This is a genomic window from Pantoea sp. BR_17, assembly GCF_041955125.1.
Classification (GTDB): Bacteria; Pseudomonadota; Gammaproteobacteria; order Enterobacterales; family Enterobacteriaceae; genus Pantoea; species Pantoea stewartii.
Map to the genome: position 1 here is coordinate 13,635 of NZ_JAVAXT010000001.1, position 17,368 is coordinate 31,002.

Annotated in this window: 14 protein-coding genes and 1 pseudogene; 11 read left to right on the forward strand and 4 right to left on the reverse strand. The window is 54.2% G+C overall.

Annotation, left to right across the window (positions count from 1 at the left end; all coding sequences use genetic code 11):
- Positions 1 to 3: 3 nt before the first annotated feature.
- The 3 genes and pseudogenes from rfbD to RAC60_RS00050 all read right to left on the reverse strand — a co-directional run.
- The gene (gene rfbD / locus RAC60_RS00040; protein ID WP_039342611.1) at positions 4 to 870 is read right to left on the reverse strand and encodes a dTDP-4-dehydrorhamnose reductase; all 867 of its coding nucleotides are present in this window, start codon (positions 868 to 870) and stop codon (positions 4 to 6) included.
- Entirely contained in the window at positions 870 to 1,061 is a 192-nt protein-coding gene (locus tag RAC60_RS00045) for a dTDP-4-dehydrorhamnose 3,5-epimerase family protein (protein WP_324030615.1), read from the reverse strand. Before RAC60_RS00045 ends, rfbD begins: the two co-directional genes overlap by 1 nt.
- Positions 1,059 to 1,187 (reverse strand): annotated as a pseudogene (locus tag RAC60_RS00050) (sugar phosphate nucleotidyltransferase); the annotation flags it as partial. The pseudogene RAC60_RS00050 and the gene RAC60_RS00045, both read right to left, overlap by 3 nt.
- Before the next feature lie 342 nt (positions 1,188 to 1,529).
- Between RAC60_RS00050 and RAC60_RS00055 the strand changes: the two are divergent.
- The 9 genes from RAC60_RS00055 (at position 1,530) to RAC60_RS00095 (ending at position 10,260) form a co-directional block, all read left to right on the forward strand.
- A complete protein-coding gene (locus RAC60_RS00055) occupies positions 1,530 to 2,498 on the forward strand; it encodes an HNH endonuclease signature motif containing protein (RefSeq protein WP_375092411.1) in 969 nt (322 codons plus the stop codon).
- Between the two features lie 143 nt (positions 2,499 to 2,641).
- A complete protein-coding gene (locus RAC60_RS00060; RefSeq protein ID WP_006118887.1) occupies positions 2,642 to 3,364 on the forward strand; it encodes an RNA polymerase sigma factor FliA in 723 nt (240 codons plus the stop codon).
- 50 nt (positions 3,365 to 3,414) lie between these two features.
- The gene (fliZ, locus tag RAC60_RS00065) at positions 3,415 to 3,918 is read left to right on the forward strand and encodes a flagella biosynthesis regulatory protein FliZ (protein WP_039342604.1); all 504 of its coding nucleotides are present in this window, start codon (positions 3,415 to 3,417) and stop codon (positions 3,916 to 3,918) included.
- Positions 3,919 to 4,109: 191 nt separating this feature from the next.
- A complete protein-coding gene (locus RAC60_RS00070; protein WP_058707979.1) occupies positions 4,110 to 5,096 on the forward strand; it encodes a D-cysteine desulfhydrase in 987 nt (328 codons plus the stop codon).
- 132 nt (positions 5,097 to 5,228) lie between these two features.
- Positions 5,229 to 6,029 carry a cystine ABC transporter substrate-binding protein gene (gene tcyJ, locus RAC60_RS00075; protein WP_375092412.1) on the forward strand — a complete coding sequence of 267 codons (801 nt, stop codon included), beginning with the start codon at positions 5,229 to 5,231 and terminating at the stop codon, positions 6,027 to 6,029.
- The gene (gene tcyL / locus RAC60_RS00080) at positions 6,029 to 6,697 is read left to right on the forward strand and encodes a cystine ABC transporter permease (protein ID WP_006118891.1); all 669 of its coding nucleotides are present in this window, start codon (positions 6,029 to 6,031) and stop codon (positions 6,695 to 6,697) included. Before tcyJ ends, tcyL begins: the two co-directional genes overlap by 1 nt.
- Entirely contained in the window at positions 6,694 to 7,446 is a 753-nt protein-coding gene (gene tcyN, locus RAC60_RS00085) for an L-cystine ABC transporter ATP-binding protein TcyN (protein WP_039342600.1), read from the forward strand. Before tcyL ends, tcyN begins: the two co-directional genes overlap by 4 nt.
- Positions 7,447 to 7,683: 237 nt before the next feature.
- On the forward strand, positions 7,684 to 8,766 hold the full coding sequence (locus RAC60_RS00090) for an acyltransferase family protein (RefSeq protein WP_375092413.1): 1,083 nt from the start codon (positions 7,684 to 7,686) through the stop codon (positions 8,764 to 8,766).
- A 414-nt stretch (positions 8,767 to 9,180) separates the two neighbouring features.
- A complete protein-coding gene (locus RAC60_RS00095; protein ID WP_375092414.1) occupies positions 9,181 to 10,260 on the forward strand; it encodes an acyltransferase family protein in 1,080 nt (359 codons plus the stop codon).
- 210 nt (positions 10,261 to 10,470) lie between these two features.
- Here the strand turns inward: RAC60_RS00095 and putA are convergent, their stop codons facing one another.
- Entirely contained in the window at positions 10,471 to 14,415 is a 3,945-nt protein-coding gene (gene putA / locus RAC60_RS00100) for a trifunctional transcriptional regulator/proline dehydrogenase/L-glutamate gamma-semialdehyde dehydrogenase (protein WP_375092415.1), read from the reverse strand.
- 441 nt (positions 14,416 to 14,856) lie between these two features.
- Here putA and putP point away from each other — a divergent pair, with 441 nt between their 5' ends.
- Positions 14,857 to 16,341 carry a sodium/proline symporter PutP gene (gene putP, locus RAC60_RS00105; protein ID WP_375092416.1) on the forward strand — a complete coding sequence of 495 codons (1,485 nt, stop codon included), beginning with the start codon at positions 14,857 to 14,859 and terminating at the stop codon, positions 16,339 to 16,341.
- Positions 16,342 to 16,531: 190 nt separating this feature from the next.
- A complete protein-coding gene (gene efeU / locus RAC60_RS00110) occupies positions 16,532 to 17,359 on the forward strand; it encodes an iron uptake transporter permease EfeU (protein WP_006120218.1) in 828 nt (275 codons plus the stop codon).
- Positions 17,360 to 17,368: the final 9 nt, after the last annotated feature.

Below are 17,368 nucleotides of genomic sequence, written 5' to 3' on the forward strand. Positions count from 1 at the left end.
TCCTTATAAAGTATTCGCGTAGGGAAAGGGGGTTGCCAGGTGATTCAGACAGAGGCGAAGTTTATCCTGCCAGTCTGAGGGGGGGATGCCGATGGTGCTGAGAGCGTCACTGTTCATCACACTGCGCGCCGGCCGAATCGCCGCAGACGGATAGTGCGAGCTGATAATGCCATGCACGACCACGTCCTGTTGCGCCGCGACAAAGATTGTCTGAGCGAATTCGCACCAGCTGACGGCAACGTCGCCACAATAATGGTAAAGACCGTGCTTTTCGGGCATGTCGGCGAGCGTGATCATGGCCTGGGCTAAATCACCCGCGTAGGTCGGACAGCCATACTGATCGTTCACCACATGTAACTCGGAACGCGTCTGCGCCAGACGAAGCATGGTACTGACGAAGTTATTACCGTATTCGCTGAACATCCATGAGGTACGAATCACAATCGCCTCGGGCAGGACCTCAAAGACGCGCTTTTCACCTTCCCACTTACTCAGGCCGTAAAAATTAATCGGGCAGGGCGGATCCTGTTCGGTATAGGGCGTTTTTTTCACCCCGTCGAAAACATAATCTGTGGAAATATGAATGAAACGCGCCCCGATCATTTTGGCGGCCTGAGCCAGATTTTCAGGGCCAATCGCATTGATCTTTAAGGCTCGTGTCCGGTCGGTTTCTGCTTTATCAACGGCGGTATAAGCCGCTGCATTCATAATGACATCGGGCTTAAATTTTTTAACCACGCGCACAACGGCAACGCGATCGGTAATATCCAGTTCCGCCGAACCACATGCCAGCGTAATCCAGTCGGCGGGAAAACGATCCAGTAAACAGCGCCCCAACTGACCATAAGCACCTGTAAGTAAAACGCGCATTACACCAACTCCTGCAATGAGAGTCCTTGTTGATTTTTCACCGATAATATCGGCTGTTCGACAAACCATTGAATCGCAACATCAGGGGCATTCCACATCAGGCAGGCTTCATCCTTAGGATTGTCATAGTGAGGACAGGTATATTCAAAATCAGCAATGTCCGGGCGCGAGACGAATGGATGCAAGTGCATCAAGAGTGAAAGGGGAAGAGAGAGCATGGGCTTGTCATAGACCGGCAGCAGTTGCTCAGAGACGCCACAGGTCACCGGATGCAGTCGGGAACCGGTTCCGCCTGCCAGTACTATGCCTTTCATCATTCGCTTCCTTCATAACTCGTCTGCGCGTGCAGCGTGATGGTGAAAGAATACGAGTGTTCGAGTGAAAGTAATGGCACGAATAACCGACAAAAAAGCGGGTAAAGTCAAGGATAAGTCCGTCCCCGCATCCATAGCGGCTAATGAAATAAATCAGCATAAGCGAAGCGGGCACATTTTATCGCGCAGTAATGCAAATCGCGTCAACCAGAAGGAAGTGATTGTGGATTAGAGTTTTCGGCGCGATAAAAGTTGGATAAACGTTACAGTTCATACAGATGGTGCCGATAACACTCTTCAGGATAAGTTTAATTTGGCTACAACTTCGCGTGTTCTGGGGTGGTTATGCGCTTCAACTATGACCTGCTACCGGGTGAACGGCTTTCCTTCGAGGAGATCGCCCGGCGCTATGCACAGCAATACCCTGAGGAGAAAGAATTAACAGCGCGAGCGCTGCTGAGTCCTTCGACCAGCTTTCGGACGCTAAAGATTCGTGCTGTCTTCGCACAGGAAGAGAGCAACAGTCCGCTGGAAGACCTGTTATTTATTGCGAACGACAATGAACGTAAAAATTACCTGCGCCGTTTTGAGTATTACCTGAAGCAGCAGGCTCCTTTTCACTATTTCCGCCGGGGAGAGCAGGACAAAGCGGAGAATTTGTGGAAAGTGATTGGCCAAAGCTACGTATATGCCATGATCGATCCCCATTCAGCACAGGCGCAGAACCTGATCAACAGCCGGGGATACAAACTGGTGCTGATGCGAGAAGACGGCGACGATGCCTGGTGGCAGTTGTTTAACATGCACTCCAACCCGTGCTTTCCGCAATCACAGCGTATCCAGTTTATTGTGGTACTGAGTACACCCGGACATAAAACACCCGCCGCAGTGATGCCTGGTACTGAAGTCGGGCGGCGGGTAAAGGCTAAAGTGCTGCAGCGAGCCAGCCAGGCCGAATTTATGGCCGCCGTGAAAGCCCGTTATGGTGCCTGTGTCATTACCGGCACCAGCCTGATCGATCAGCATCAGTGGCCATGGGTGGAAGCCTGCCATATTGATACGCGAGAGAATGATGAAGGTTTTCTGGCGGATAACAGTGTGGATAACGGATTGTTCCTGCGCAGCGATTTACAGCGACTTTTTGTTAACCGAATGATTAGTATTGATGGTGATTCCGGCAAAGTCCGTTTTAATGGGGATGAAAAAACCCGCGAAAGCATTAGCCCTTTTTATCAGGAAATGGAAGGGCAGATTTGTGCTTTATGGGACCGCGTGCCCTCCGCCACTCGTCAACGTTTACTGTCATTAGGTTAGCCTGTTGAGACAGAGCGGAATCTTCCGCTCTGAAACATCACAAATTTGAAATAACCTCGGTTTATCCCGCCTATTCTGCCAATCGAAAGTCCTACAGAATTGCATAATCATGCCGATAACTTCATTAACGCAGGGTAGTCAACGTGAACGATCTCTATACCGCCGAAGGCGTGATGGACAAACATTCGCTCTGGCAGCGCTACGTCCCACTGGTGCGTCATGAAGCACTGCGCTTGCAGGTTCGCCTGCCTGCCAGTGTGGAACTTGACGATCTGCTGCAAGCCGGGGGCATTGGTCTGTTGAATGCGGTGGAGCGCTACGACGCGCTTCAGGGTACCGCCTTTACCACGTATGCAGTCCAGCGCATTCGTGGCGCAATGCTTGATGAGCTTCGCAGCCGGGACTGGGCGCCACGCAGCGTCAGACGTAATGCACGTGAGGTAGCCGGAGCCATGCATCAGGTTGAGCAGATGCTGGGTCGGGCCGCTTCCGAGCAGGAAGTCGCGCAACAGTTGAATGTTTCGATAGAAGAGTACCGGCAGATTCTGTTGGATACCAACAACAGTCAGCTCTTTTCATACGACGAGTATCGGGAAGAACACGGTGACAGTGCGGAGCTGGTGACGGAAGGGCACGAAGAGGCCAATCCACTTCATCAGTTAATGGAAGGGAGTCTGCGTGAACGCGTCATAGAAGCGATCGAGGCGTTGCCTGAGCGCGAGAAAATGGTGCTGACACTGTACTACCAGGAAGAACTGAATCTTAAAGAGATTGGCGCGGTACTTGATGTCGGGGAATCCCGGGTCAGCCAACTGCACAGTCAGGCGATTAAACGCTTGCGTGCCCGACTTACGGGAGCGCGCTAGAAGGCTCAGTTCCTGGAGATCTATAAATATAAGAAATCGGGGACTCAACAGTGGGAGCCAAAACCAAAGCCAGACCTTTAAGTCGCTATCTTAAAGACTATAAACACAGCCAAACCAATTGTTCACACTGTGGCAAAGTACTAGACCGAATGGCGCTGGTTTTTCGTGGCCAGATCATCAATAAAGAGGCCATCGCACGGATGGACCAAATGATTGATGAGCCACTCTGGCTAAAACTGCAGCCAGAATTAACGGCACTTTGTCGTTTTTGCAGCGATATTTTTTGTAATACACATCCTAACTATTTTGACATTATGGCGTTTAAACAATATCTGTTCGAGCAGACGGAAATGAGCCCAAGCACGATTCGTGAGTATGTGGTTCGGTTACGTCGGCTTGACGATATGCTGAAGGCGCGAAATTTTCCGGCAGAAAAACTGAAAGGCAATAGCTGGCATCAATGCCTAGAAGAAGATTTACCCGATGCAGGCAACAATAATTATCGAATTGCGCTGCGCAAATATGACCAGTTCTTAGGCTGGCAGCAACGTTAAGGGAAAAATGCCGGGCACAGGATGCACGGTCAGTCGATTTCCCGCCCCACGTTTCTTCTCACCATCGGAAGAAACGTGGGGATGTTGTGCATTCCCGTCTTCCACGTTCCTGACCTCAATTCAGGATGATCCTTTCTTCATCTTCTGTAACACTGTAATGATAACTGCTCTGTGCCTGACTGGAGGCCGCATTGTCTTTACATCTTATTCATCAGTTTCCCCGTATTGAACTTCTGGGTGCGCCCACGCCTCTGGAATTTTTGCCCCGTCTGTCGGACTTCTTAGGTCGTGACATTTTTATCAAACGCGACGATGTAACGCCGCTGGCGCTGGGCGGCAACAAACTGCGCAAGCTGGAGTTCCTGGCGGCCGATGCGCTGCGTGAGGGGGCCGATGTGCTGCTCACCGCCGGTGCGATCCAGTCCAACCACGTGCGTCAGACCGCTGCGGTCGCGGCCAAACTTGGGCTGAAATGCGTGGCATTACTTGAAAACCCCATCGCGACCCAGAGCGAGAATTACCTCACTAACGGTAACCGGCTGCTGCTGGAACTGATGGACGTTGAAGTAGTGATGGTTGATGCACTGACCGATCCTGCCGCACAACTGGCGGAACAGGCGGAACGCCTTGAGGCGCAGGGCTTTCGACCCTATACCCTGCCTGTTGGTGGATCAAACGCGCTAGGCGCGCTGGGTTACGTAGAGTGCGCCCAGGAGATCGTGCATCAAAGTGAAGGCGTGGTGGATTTTGCTGCGGTAGTTGTCGCGTCTGGCAGTGCCGGAACGCATGCGGGGCTGGCCATTGGGCTGGAACACCTCATGCCGCAAACCGAGCTGGTGGGCGTGACCGTATCGCGTCAGCGTGATGAACAGCTGCCGAAAGTGGACGCTATTCGTCAGGCGCTGGCATCGCAGTTGTCGGTAGAGGCAAAGGCCCCGGTGACGCTGTGGGATGACTACTTTGGGCCACGCTATGGCGAGCCAAATGAAGAGGGCACAGAGGCGATCAAGCTGCTGGCCCGGCTGGAAGGCCTCCTGCTCGACCCGGTTTATACTGGCAAAGCGATGGCGGGGTTAATTGATGGGATCAGTCAGAATCGTTTCCGCCGCGAAGGACCGCTCCTGTTTGTGCATACCGGCGGTGCGCCCGCGTTATTTGCTTATCACCCTTCGGTCTGAGACGTCGCGAAAAAAAGGTTTATAATCCGGCCGTTATTTTGCTGTCTCAGGTAAATAACGCCCATAATGACAGAGCGGCAAACGGGGTTTAGCCGCTCAACAGCACACTCACGAATAATAAATGGGGTACACATGGCTTTCTCACAGATTCGTCGCCAGCTGGTGACGGGAATGATGGCGGTTGCGCTGGTTGCTGGCGTTAGTGTTAAAACCTTTGCCGCAGAAGATTTGCTGCAGCAAGTGAAAAGTAAAGGCGAACTGCGTGTGGGCCTGGAAGGCACCTATCCGCCTTTCAGTTTCCAGGATGAAAAAGGCAAGCTGACCGGATTTGAGGTGGAGTTCGCCCAGGACCTGGCGAAACACATGGGTGTGAAAGCCGTGCTGAAACCGACAAAATGGGATGGCATGCTGGCCGCGCTGGATTCCAAACGTATCGATGTGGTGATTAATCAGGTCACCATTTCCGATGAGCGTAAAAAGAAATATGACTTCTCCACGCCGTACACCATTTCGGGCGTGCAGGCGCTGACGCTGAAGAAAAATGCCGGCAGCATCACCCACCCCGAAGATCTGGCAGGTAAAAAAGTGGGTGTCGGTCTGGGCACCAACTACGAGCAGTGGTTACGTGCAAACGTGAAAGGTGTCGATGTTCGTACCTATGATGACGATCCTACCAAATACCAGGATCTGCGTTCAGGTCGCGTTGATGCGATTCTGGTGGACCGTCTGGCGGCACTGGATCTGGTGAAGAAAACCGGTGACACGATGGCCGTTGCTGGCCCTGCGTTCTCGCGTCTTGAAGCGGGCGTTGCACTGCGTAAAGGTAACGAAGATTTACTGAAAGCCATTAACCAGGCGATTGCAGAGATGCAGAAAGACGGCACGCTCAAAAAGCTGTCTGAGAAATGGTTTGGCGCGGACGTTACGCAATAATGCAGGAAAGTTTACAACTGGTGCTGGAGTCAGCACCATTCCTTCTTAAAGGCGCGCTGTTTACGCTTCAGCTCAGTATTGGCGGGATGTTTTTTGGGCTGATACTGGGCTTTGTGCTGGCGCTGATGCGCTTGTCGCGCTTTTGGCCCATCAGCTGGCTGGCACGTATCTACGTGTCGATTTTTCGTGGCACGCCGCTTATCGCTCAGTTGTTTATGATCTACTACGGTCTGCCCCAGTTTGGCATTGAGCTGGATCCAATTCCTTCCGCGATGATTGGCCTGTCGCTGAATACAGCAGCCTATGCATCGGAATCACTTCGTGGTGCCATTGCGGCGATTGAGCGCGGCCAGTGGGAAGCGGCGGCCAGCATTGGCATGACGCCATGGCAAACGCTGCGCAGGGTTATTTTGCCTCAGGCTGCCCGTACCGCCTTACCGCCATTGGGTAACAGCTTCATCAGCCTGGTCAAAGATACCTCACTGGCGGCGACCATTCAGGTACCGGAGTTATTTCGTCAGGCCCAGTTGATTACCTCACGTACGCTGGAGGTATTCACGATGTATCTGGCGGCCTCGGTTATCTACTGGATCATGGCTACCGTGCTGTCTGCCTTACAGAACCGGCTCGAAGCACACGTTAACCGTCAGGATCAGGAGGCGAAATGAGTGCCATTGAAGTGCGCCAACTGGTGAAACAGTTTAACGGCCAAACGGTACTGCACGGCATCGATCTGGATGTTGCGCCGGGTGAAATTGTGGCGATTATCGGCCCGAGCGGATCCGGTAAAACGACGCTGTTGCGCAGCATCAACCTGCTTGAAGTGCCTGAGTCCGGGCGCATCAAAGTCGGCGATATTACGATTGACGCCAGTCTGGGGATCAATAAGCAGAAAGAACAGGTGCGCCAACTCCGTCAGCAGGTGGGGTTTGTGTTTCAGAACTTCAATTTGTTTCCGCATCGCTCGGTGCTGGAAAACATTATTGAGGGACCGGTCATCGTCAAAGGCGAAACCAAAGCGGACGCGGTCGCGCGGGCGCGTGGCCTGCTCGAAAAAGTGGGATTGCAGGGTAAAGAAGACAGCTATCCACGTCGTCTTTCCGGCGGACAGCAGCAACGTGTTGCCATTGCCCGCGCGCTTGCCATGCGGCCTGAAGTCATTTTGTTTGATGAACCGACCTCGGCGCTGGATCCCGAGCTGGTGGGCGAAGTGCTGAATACGATCCGGGCGCTGGCGCAGGAAAAGCGCACGATGGTGATTGTGACCCATGAGATGAGCTTTGCCCGTGATGTCGCTGACCGGGCGATTTTCATGGATCAGGGCCGCGTGGTAGAACAGGGCCCGGCCAAAGCGTTGTTCAGCGCTCCTCAGCAGGCGCGTACCCGACAGTTTCTGGATAAATTTCTTAATCAATAATCCCCAAAATGCCGCCCGACACGGGCGGCGTTTTATTTATTTTTTTCCTGCCTGCGCGCTCAGTTTCTTCTGAAAATTTACGGCTGGTCTTTCCTTAACCTGTTGTTATCGCTTCGGTTATACGGAGTGATGTTTCAATGACGTAACAGAGTGTAAATTTTAAGACCTCCCCGATTGAGGTGATAGTGAAAATATTAATAATTCTTCACAAATTCATCGCGCTATCGGGACGTTATAATGACTCACCCCAGGAAGGAAATCCTCTGGATCAATACCCTCAAAGGAGGGTGCATTTTACTTGTCGTACTGCATCACGCCATCATCACCACGTTCGCACCCTCGCTTCATCATCTGACCGCGGGTCTGCTACCGGCACAAGGATGGGTGGCGTTTAATACCTGGCTCTCGCCGTTGCGTATGCCCGCTTTCTTCTTTGTGTCTGGGTTACTGGCCGCTAACGCGGTCGTGAAGAAAAGCTGGCAGGAAGTGTTTACGAAAAAATTCAGCAATATTGTTTACCTCTACCTGCTGTGGGGCGTGATTCAGTGGCTGAGTATCCACTACATTTCCACCCATTTAGGCGAACGGCTGTCCAGTAGCAAAAATACCGCCTATGCGGATTCGCCTCTTGAGTTTATTAAGCTGCTGATGATGTCGATGACCAGCCTGTGGTACCTGTACGCGCTGGCAGGGTTTTTCCTGGTGACTAAGCTTTTCCATCAACAGAAAAGGGTTCTGCTGGCGGCGGCGATAGCGGCGAACTACGCTGCGCAGTTTAACCTGATCCCCGGATGGGGCCCGGCCAGCGTGGCGCAGAACTCTCTGTATTTCCTGCTGGGCGTTTTTTTCAGCGCGAGGCTAATTGAACTGAGCGCCCTCAAGGGACGTCACTGGCTGTGGCTTGGCGCGATTGCACTTGTCGGCATCGCCCATCATGCAGGTGGCATCTATAAAAACCCGTTTTACAGCCTGCTGACGATCGTGTTTGGCATCGTGCTGTGTCGTTTTCTCAATGCGCATTTCAGAATGACCTGGCTGAACGCTATCGGTCGAAATACATTACAAATCTATGTGTTACACCGCATTTTTATCGAACTGCTCGGACTGAGCGCTATCACACTGGCCCTGCATTTCGGCTGGTTCGGCAATGCCGGCTTTAGCTGGGCCTGGGCGCTGCTGATGCCGGTGACCGGTGTGGCGGTATGCACACTGCTGTCGCTGCTGGTCTGGTCGTTACTTAATCGCGGGCCGGGACGTATGTTGTTTCTCCATCCACGCCTGGTCAGTCAGCGTCAGCCTGAAACGCAAACCTTATCCTGAAGATCCGGGCCAGCGCGCTGGCCCCTTTTTCATCTGCCAGATTACCTCTTAGTCGCCCGACATCCTCGCGGGCCGGGAGCCAGGTCAGCGCACGCCTGACCGTGAAGCCATTTTTTATCGGGAAAACGGAATAAAAGCGCCTACGTCAGTTCCAAAGTTACGCCTGTTGAAAGCAGGGCAGAGCCTCGGTTTATGTCATAAGGATAACCAGACAGGAAAGGAAAACGCGCCTGAATAACGCGCTTGCCGGGCGCAGTGTCAATAAATCCTTTTAAGTGTAAAGTACGGTTCGAAACGCACCGCAACGCGGGTATTTAAGACTTTCGCTACATTCAGCAGAAAGAACATACGGAATACTTTTCGCACAAGAGAAGGCGATGTGAATTGCCGTTCCACCGCAGCGGAAATGTGCCGATGATGAGCAAAGAAAAAGAAGAAATTGCCTGGATTAATACACTCAAAGGCCTGTGTATCCTGCTGGTTATTCTGTATCACACGGTATTACCCGGCTTTGATAATACGGTAACACATCTGACCGCGGGCCTGCTCCCGGCTGAACTGTGGGTCCGGTTTAACCTGCTACTGTCGCCGCTGCGCATGCCCGCCTTTTTCTTTGTATCGGGTCTGCTGGCCAGTCATGCCATTCTTCACCGGCCCTGGCAGTCTGTCGCCACCAGCCGCATTATGAATCTGTTTTACCTTTATCTGTTATGGGGCGTTATTCAGTGGGGATCCATTTCCGGCATCGCGACGGAAATTACCGGACAGCGTATTTCGCAAAATCTTAATGCGGCCTATGCCGGTTCGTTTTCAGAATTTCTCAGACTGACCTTTCTCGCCATGAGTACCGCCTGGTATTTATATGGTCTGGCACTCTATTTCCTGTGCGCCAAATGGTTTCAACATTACAAAATCCCGCTGCTTATCGTAGCCGCTGTGCTGAACTATCTGGCGGTCGAAAAGAGTATCCCGTTCTGGGGACCGCAAAGTCTGGCGCAGTATTTTATCTTTTTTGTACTGGGCGCATTTTGGTGGGCACCCATGCTACGACTGAGCGAAGGGCGACGGGAGAACAGGTTGCCGTGGCTGTTACTGGGACTGCTGGCTGTACTACAGGGCCTGCTTGATTTGAACAGCCGTCTTTTCCTCTGTCTGATTGCCATTCTGGCCAGCGTGGCCGCCTGCCGATGGTTAAGTCAGCTGGGCTGTATGGCCTGGCTGAACTGGACAGGCCGCCATACCTTACCCCTTTACGTTATTCACCGTATTTTCATTGAATATTTCGGGATGACGGCGATTTTATATGCGCAACGTCACCAGCTTTTTGAACTGACAGGCTTTTCATGGCTTTGGGCCTGTCTCTATCCTCCGGTGATGGTTACGATCTGCGCCTTGTGCTCCATGGCGGTCTGGTCATTGCTGAATCGGGGACCGGGACGCGCGCTGTTTCGCTTGCCACATCTGATGAAACGGCCTTCCATTCCGGCAGCCTGACCGTTGTACGCATGTCAGCCACCTGTCTCTGCGGCGCGTCCGGATTGCGTATGAGGGGGATGTGCGCGCAGAGACCACCTGGTAGCGCGAATCCCTTCGCACTTCTCCACTGCTGAGGCGCTCAACGGCCGCGGGTTTTTCATCCGTCATAAAAAAAGGTTCATGCCAGGCATGAACCTTGATCACAACCAGAATGAAACGCGCCGACAGTTAACCGATCGTCATCAGGCTGGCGTTACCGCCCGCGGCGGCGGTGTTGACGCTTAAAGAGCGTTCAATCAGCAGGCGTTCCAGTAACAGGTTGGTTTCACCGCGGGCAAATCCCTGTACCGAGACAATCGCACCTTCACGCGCCGCAATCTGCTCGCACAGGCTGCGGAGCTGGTCGGCATCACCATGATAAATCACGGCATCAAACTGCGCGGTCAGCGGATCCTTCGCCAGGGTAATACGGCTCTTCACCGCTGCCGGTAAGGTATTAAGCAGCGTACGATGCAGGTCATCATCCGGCCACAGGGCCTGACTGCCGACGCTGGTTACCGCAGCCAGCTGAATCAGCGCATCGTCGTTGTTATCTGCCAGACAGAGCACCTGTTCGCGCGGGAGTAACAGGAAGGTGTTGCGCTCTCCTGTTGGGCCCGGCAGCAGACGAACCGTACCGGCCTGCGCCAGCTGTTCATAATGCTGACACAGCGCAGACAGTTGTGGCTTATCTTTTGCCCAGTCGGTCAGTGCCTGATGCGGCGCTAACAGGCGTTGACGCTGACTGTTGTCTGCGGGACGTTCCGCATCCTGACGGGCGAGGGTGGTGCTCAGCGCCTCATCCGGGCGGTTAGCCAGCAGACGATAAAGATACAGTGGGCCGCCCGCTTTTGGACCGGTACCTGAGAGGCCTTCGCCCCCAAAGGGTTGCACACCGACGACCGCGCCGACCATGTTGCGGTTAACATACAGGTTACCCACTTTGGCACTGGCGGTGACCTGCGTGATGGTTTCGTCGATGCGCGTATGAACACCCAGGGTCAGGCCATAGCCTGTGGCGTTAATCTGCTCAACGATCTGCGGCAGGTTGCTGCGGGTAAAACGCACCACGTGCAGGACAGGACCAAACACTTCCTGGGTCAGATCGCTGACCTTATCCAGCTCAATCAGCGTTGGTTTCACAAAGGTGCCTGTGGCCCATTCTTTGCTGTCCTGTGGGTTATCCTGTGCCGTCTGGTAGACCTTAAAGCCTTTATTACGCATGGCCTGAATATGGCGTTCGATGTTGGCTTTGGCTTCCTGATCGATCACCGGACCGATGTCGGTGGACAGGCGTTCCGGGTTGCCCATGCGGCATTCCGCCATCGCGCCACGCAGCATTTTTAACGTGTGGTCTGCGACGTCTTCCTGCACGCAGAGCAGACGCAGGGCGGAACAGCGTTGTCCCGCGCTGTCAAAGGCCGATGCCACGATGTCGACAACCACCTGTTCGGTCAGCGCGGAGGAGTCCACAATCATGGCATTCATTCCGCCCGTTTCCGCAATCAGCGGTGTCGGACGGCCCTGCGGATCGAGTCTGCCCGCAAGATTGCGTTGCAGCAGCGTGGCAACGGCGGTGGAGCCGGTAAACATGACGCCGCGCACCCGTTCGTCGCCGGTGAGCTGTGCCCCCACGGTTTCGCCCTGACCCGGCAGCAGTTGCAGTACACCGGCGGGCACGCCAGCGCTCAGTAAAATATTGACGGCCTGTGCGGCAATTAACGGCGTTTGCTCGGCGGGTTTCGCCAGCACGCTGTTACCTGCCGCCAGAGCCGCGGCGATTTGGCCGGTAAAAATGGCCAGCGGAAAGTTCCACGGGCTGATGCAGACTACCGGGCCAAGCGGACGGTGGGTTTCGTTATCGAAATCATGGCGCACAATGCCGGCATAGTAATAAAGGAAATCGACCGCTTCACGCACCTCGGCAATGGCGTTGTTATAGGTTTTTCCGGCTTCACGCACCAGAAGACCCAGCAGTTGCTGTAGCTGGCTTTCCATCAGCTGTGCGGCGCGCTCCAGAATGGCGGCACGCTCCTGCGGCGGCGTGGCAAACCAGATAGGGCTGGCATTAACGGCGGCCTCAATGGCCAGGGAAACCTCCTGTTCGGATGCCTGGCGCACGGTGCCCACCACATCCGCAGGGACGGCCGGATTGAGCACTGGCTCGCTTTCCCCTCCCGTTAAAGGGCCGTCGATAAGCGGTTGCGCCACATACGTTTCGGTAGCACCGCTCAGCAGCGCGCTGGACAGTGACGCAAGACGATGTTCATTCGCCATATCAAGACCGGCGGAGTTCACGCGGTCCTCACCATACAGGTCACGTGGTAACGGAATTTTCGGGTGCGGCAGGCCCAGTGTTCCTTCGCTGAGACCCAGTTTTTCCACTTCGGCAACCGGATCGGCGACCAGTTCGTCGATGGGCAGTGACGTATCGGCGATGCGGTTAACGAAGGAGGTATTCGCGCCGTTCTCCAGTAAGCGTCGCACCAGATAGGCGAGCAGCGTTTCATGCGTACCGACCGGGGCATAAATACGGCAGGGACGATTAAGTTTACCGTCTGCGACCTTGCCGACCACCTGTTCATACAGCGGTTCACCCATGCCGTGCAGGCACTGGAACTCGTACTGACCCGGATAGTAGTTATTGCCTGCCAGCTGATAAATGGCGGCCAGGGTGTGCGCATTGTGCGTGGCAAACTGCGGATAGATCAGGTTCGGCACCGCCAGCAGCTTGCGCGCGCAGGCCAGGTACGAAATGTCGGTATACACTTTGCGCGTGTACACCGGATAGCCCTCCAGGCCTTCCATCTGGGCGCGTTTAATTTCGCTGTCCCAGTAAGCGCCTTTCACCAGACGAATCATCAAACGGCGGCGGCTACGTTGCGCCAGGTCGATCAGCTCATCAATAACAAACGGACAGCGCTTCATATAGGCCTGAATGACAAAGCCGATACCGTTCCAGCCCTCCAGTTCAGGCTCAAAACACAGCCTTTCGAGCATATCAAGAGAGAGTTCCAGGCGGTCGGCTTCTTCTGCATCAATATTAATGCCGATGTCGTAAGAGCGGGCCAGTAGCGTCAGCGACTTAAGCAGCGGATACAGCTCATCCATCACCCGGTCGTACTGGGCACGGCTGTAGCGCGGGTGCAGGGCAGAGAGCTTAATTGAAATGCCCGGGCCTTCATAAATGCCGCGGCCATTGGAGGCTTTGCCAATCGCATGAATCGCCTGCTGATACGAAACCAGATAGGCTTTCGCATCGCTGGCGGTCAGGGCGGCTTCGCCCAGCATATCGTAAGAGTAACGGAAACCTTTCTCTTCAAGTTTACGGGCGTTAGCCAGTGCTTCGGCGATGGTTTCACCCGTCACGAACTGTTCACCCATCAGGCGCATCGCCATATCCACGCCTTTACGGATCAGCGGTTCACCACTCTTGCCAATGATCCGGTTGAGCGAGCGCGACAGATTCGCTTCGTTATGCGTTGAGACCAGGCGGCCGGTAAATAACAGGCCCCAGGTGGCGGCGTTAACAAACATGGACGGACTGCGGCCCAGATGCGACTGCCAGTTGCCGTTACTGATCTTGTCACGGATAAGCGCATCGCGCGTCGGTTTATCCGGAATACGCAGCAACGCTTCCGCCAGGCACATCAGCGCCACGCCTTCCTGTGAAGATAATGAAAACTCCTGAAGCAGACTTTGCACCATACCGGCGCGTCCGGTTGCCCCTTTTTGGTGCCTGAGCTTCTCTGCCAGGGTAAAGGCGAGCTGCCGGGTTTTTTCAGCCAGCGGAGCGGGAAGGCGGGCTTGCTCCAGCAACATGGGAACGGCATCGGTTTCCGGTCTACGCCAGGCGGCCGTCACGGCCGAACGGGCTACCGACTGCGGCAGGATGTGCTCTGCGAAGTCAAGGAACGGCTGAACCATCTCGTCCGCAGCGACCTCATCAGAAGCCGATTCGTTGAGCTGCAGGGGAATCTCTTCCACTGTTTCACCGGCTTCTAACTGCACGAGATAGTTAAAGATCGCTTGTTTAATCAGCCAGTGCGGCGTGCGATCCATTTTCTGTGCCGCCAGTTTAATGCGACTGCGGGTGGCTTCATCCAGCTTCACCCCCATGGTCGTTGTTCCCATGATTTCTGTTCCTTAAAACGTTTTTTACCAGAGCAAGGGCTGCACTATCACTCATGTTGCAACTTTGTGCAACCGTGTTAAATGTGACCTTGCTTCCACACTTTACCGCCGCTTTTGCCATTAACATTTAAAAGCGGCACAAATCTTGCTGCAAGAAACTCGCCAATGTTGCAACCCCCTTCAATTTAAACAGGGTTGTGATGGTAAAGGTGCAACTTAAGTGTGAGCGGGCGCAACCTGTGAACATTTAAAACAGGGAGAGAGGTGAAACTGATGTAACGGATGTGTTAAATGCATTGTGTAGAACGTGCCTTTACGGCAGGATACCGCGCCTTAACGGAAACGGGACTTTTATCGATGCGGTAATACGCTGACGCTACCCCGTTCCGGTGGCGCAGGAAAAGATTTCTCTTAAGAGATCGGATAATAACGGAGAAACACATGACAGTAAGTACACCCATGCTGGTGACCTTTTTAATTTATATCCTCGGGATGGTGCTCATCGGTTTTATTGCCTGGCGCTCAACCAAAAACTTTGATGACTACATTCTGGGCGGTCGCAGCCTGGGCAGTGTGGTTACCGCGCTGTCAGCGGGTGCCTCTGACATGAGCGGCTGGCTGCTGATGGGCTTACCCGGTGCCATTTTTCTCTCCGGCATTTCAGAAAGCTGGATCGCCATTGGTCTGATTATTGGTGCCTGGCTTAACTGGAAAATTGTCGCGGGTCGTTTACGCGTCCAGACAGAACATCATGATAACGCCTTAACCTTGCCCGACTTTTTCACCAGCCGCTTTGAAGATCGCAGCAAAATTCTGCGTGTGATTTCTGCGGTCGTCATCCTGATGTTTTTCACCATTTACTGTGCTTCCGGTGTGGTTGCCGGTGCGCGCCTGTTTGAAAGCACCTTTGGAATGGACTACGCCACGGCCTTATGGGCCGGTGCGGCGGCGACCATTCTCTATACGCTGGTGGGCGGATTCCTGGCGGTAAGCTGGACAGATACCGTTCAGGCCAGCCTGATGATCTTCGCCCTGATCCTGACGCCGCTTATCGTCATCATGGCCGTCGGTGGTTTAAGCGATTCGCTGGCAGTCATTCAGGCTAAAAGCACGGAAAACCTGGATATGTTCAAAGGACTGAATGTTGTTGCGGTCCTGTCGCTACTGGGCTGGGGATTAGGTTATTTTGGCCAGCCCCATATTCTGGCCCGCTTTATGGCGGCGGATTCACACCAGTCAATTCGTACCGCGCGCCGTATTGGTATGGCCTGGATGATTTTGTGTCTGGCCGGCGCCGTCGCGGTTGGCTTCTTTGGTATCGCCTATTTCCAGAACAACCCGGGCGAGGCCGCTGGTGTAACTCAAAACGGCGAGCGTGTCTTTATTGAGCTGGCACGTATTCTGTTTAACCCCTGGGTTGCCGGGATTCTGCTGTCAGCCATTTTAGCGGCCGTCATGTCGACACTCAGTTGCCAACTGCTGGTGTGCTCCAGCGCCCTGACCGAAGACCTGTATAAAGGCTTTTTGCGCAAAAATGCCAGCCAGAAAGAACTGGTCTGGGTCGGTCGCCTGATGGTGCTGCTGGTCGCGCTGATTGCCATCGCGCTGGCCGCCAACCCTGAAAACCGGGTATTAGGCCTGGTCAGCTATGCATGGGCGGGCTTTGGTGCGGCGTTTGGGCCGGTTGTGCTGTTCGGCGTGTGCTGGAAACGTATGAACCGCAATGGCGCATTAGCGGGCATGGTTGTCGGTGCGGTGACCGTGGTGGTCTGGAAGCAGTATGGCTGGCTCGGTCTGTACGAAATCATTCCGGGCTTTATCCTGGCCAGTCTCGCCATCGTCGTCTTTAGCCTGGCGAGTAGCGCACCGTCAACCCAGGCGATGGCACGTTTCGATGCCGCTGAGGCCGAGTTCCAGACGAAGTAATCGCCTTCTTTTTTCCACCGCCTGCCCCCGTGAGGGCAGGCTTTTTTTTGCCCGTTATCTGGCTCAGACAGTTACGAAATTATTTCGTTGTGGAACTTGTATTTTTTTGAGTGGTAATGATAATCGGTATCGTTCGTTTTTACGTAACTTTACGCGTCGTTGACGCCGGTTAACATTTAAGAGGTTGGCGATGTTCGTTCCGTTTCTCATTATGCTGCGCGAAGGGCTTGAAGCCGCGTTGATCGTCAGCCTGATCGCCAGTTATCTGAAGCGCACTCAGCGCACTCAGTGGTTTCCTGCGATGTGGGCAGGCGTCTTTATTGCCGCCGCACTCTGCCTTGGGTTGGGTATCTTTATCAACCAGACCACGGGTGAGTTCCCGCAGAAACAGCAAGAGCTGTTTGAAGGTATCGTGGCGGTAATCGCGGTCGTTATCCTGACCTCGATGGTGTTCTGGATGCGCCGGGTCGCGCGCAATATCAAACGGGAACTTGAACACGCCGTCGACGAGGCATTGCATAAATCGGCCGGCGGCGGCCTGGCGCTGGTGATGATGGTGTTTCTGGCCGTCGCACGCGAAGGGCTGGAATCAGTGTTCTTTCTGCTGGCCGCGTTCACACAGGATGTCGGTTATGCGCCGCCGTTGGGTGCGGTGTTGGGGCTGGCCACGGCGGTGGTGCTGGGCATGCTGATCTACTGGGGCGGCCTGCGGCTCAACATGGCGCACTTTTTCCGCTGGACCAGCATGTTCATTCTGCTGGTGGCAGCGGGCCTGGCGGCAGGGGCTATTCGCGCTTTTCATGAGGCAGGGCTGTGGAACCATTTTCAGCAGGTGGCCTTTGATATGAGCCCGATCTTGTCCACGCATTCGCTGTTTGGCACAGTGCTGGAAGGCATGCTTGGCTATCAGGAAGCGCCCAGCGTCAGTGAAGTCGCTGTCTGGCTGCTCTATCTGATCCCCGCTTTATTATTGTTTGTTATGCCTGCACGCGCTGATACCTCAGCAGCTGCGCGCTAACGCGTTTAC

Bases quoted from the DNA above. Each gene is read 5' to 3' on its own strand.
- rfbD (WP_039342611.1), bottom strand. From the start codon at position 870: ATGCGCGTTTTACTTACAGGTGCTTATGGTCAGTTGGGGCGCTGTTTA.
- RAC60_RS00045 (WP_324030615.1), bottom strand. From the start codon at position 1,061: ATGCACTTGCATCCATTCGTCTCGCGCCCGGACATTGCTGATTTTGAA.
- RAC60_RS00055 (WP_375092411.1), top strand. From the start codon at position 1,530: ATGCGCTTCAACTATGACCTGCTACCGGGTGAACGGCTTTCCTTCGAG.
- tcyJ (WP_375092412.1), top strand. From the start codon at position 5,229: ATGGCTTTCTCACAGATTCGTCGCCAGCTGGTGACGGGAATGATGGCG.
- tcyL (WP_006118891.1), top strand. From the start codon at position 6,029: ATGCAGGAAAGTTTACAACTGGTGCTGGAGTCAGCACCATTCCTTCTT.
- tcyN (WP_039342600.1), top strand. From the start codon at position 6,694: ATGAGTGCCATTGAAGTGCGCCAACTGGTGAAACAGTTTAACGGCCAA.
- RAC60_RS00090 (WP_375092413.1), top strand. From the start codon at position 7,684: ATGACTCACCCCAGGAAGGAAATCCTCTGGATCAATACCCTCAAAGGA.
- RAC60_RS00095 (WP_375092414.1), top strand. From the start codon at position 9,181: ATGATGAGCAAAGAAAAAGAAGAAATTGCCTGGATTAATACACTCAAA.
- putA (WP_375092415.1), bottom strand. From the start codon at position 14,415: ATGGGAACAACGACCATGGGGGTGAAGCTGGATGAAGCCACCCGCAGT.
- putP (WP_375092416.1), top strand. From the start codon at position 14,857: ATGACAGTAAGTACACCCATGCTGGTGACCTTTTTAATTTATATCCTC.
- efeU (WP_006120218.1), top strand. From the start codon at position 16,532: ATGTTCGTTCCGTTTCTCATTATGCTGCGCGAAGGGCTTGAAGCCGCG.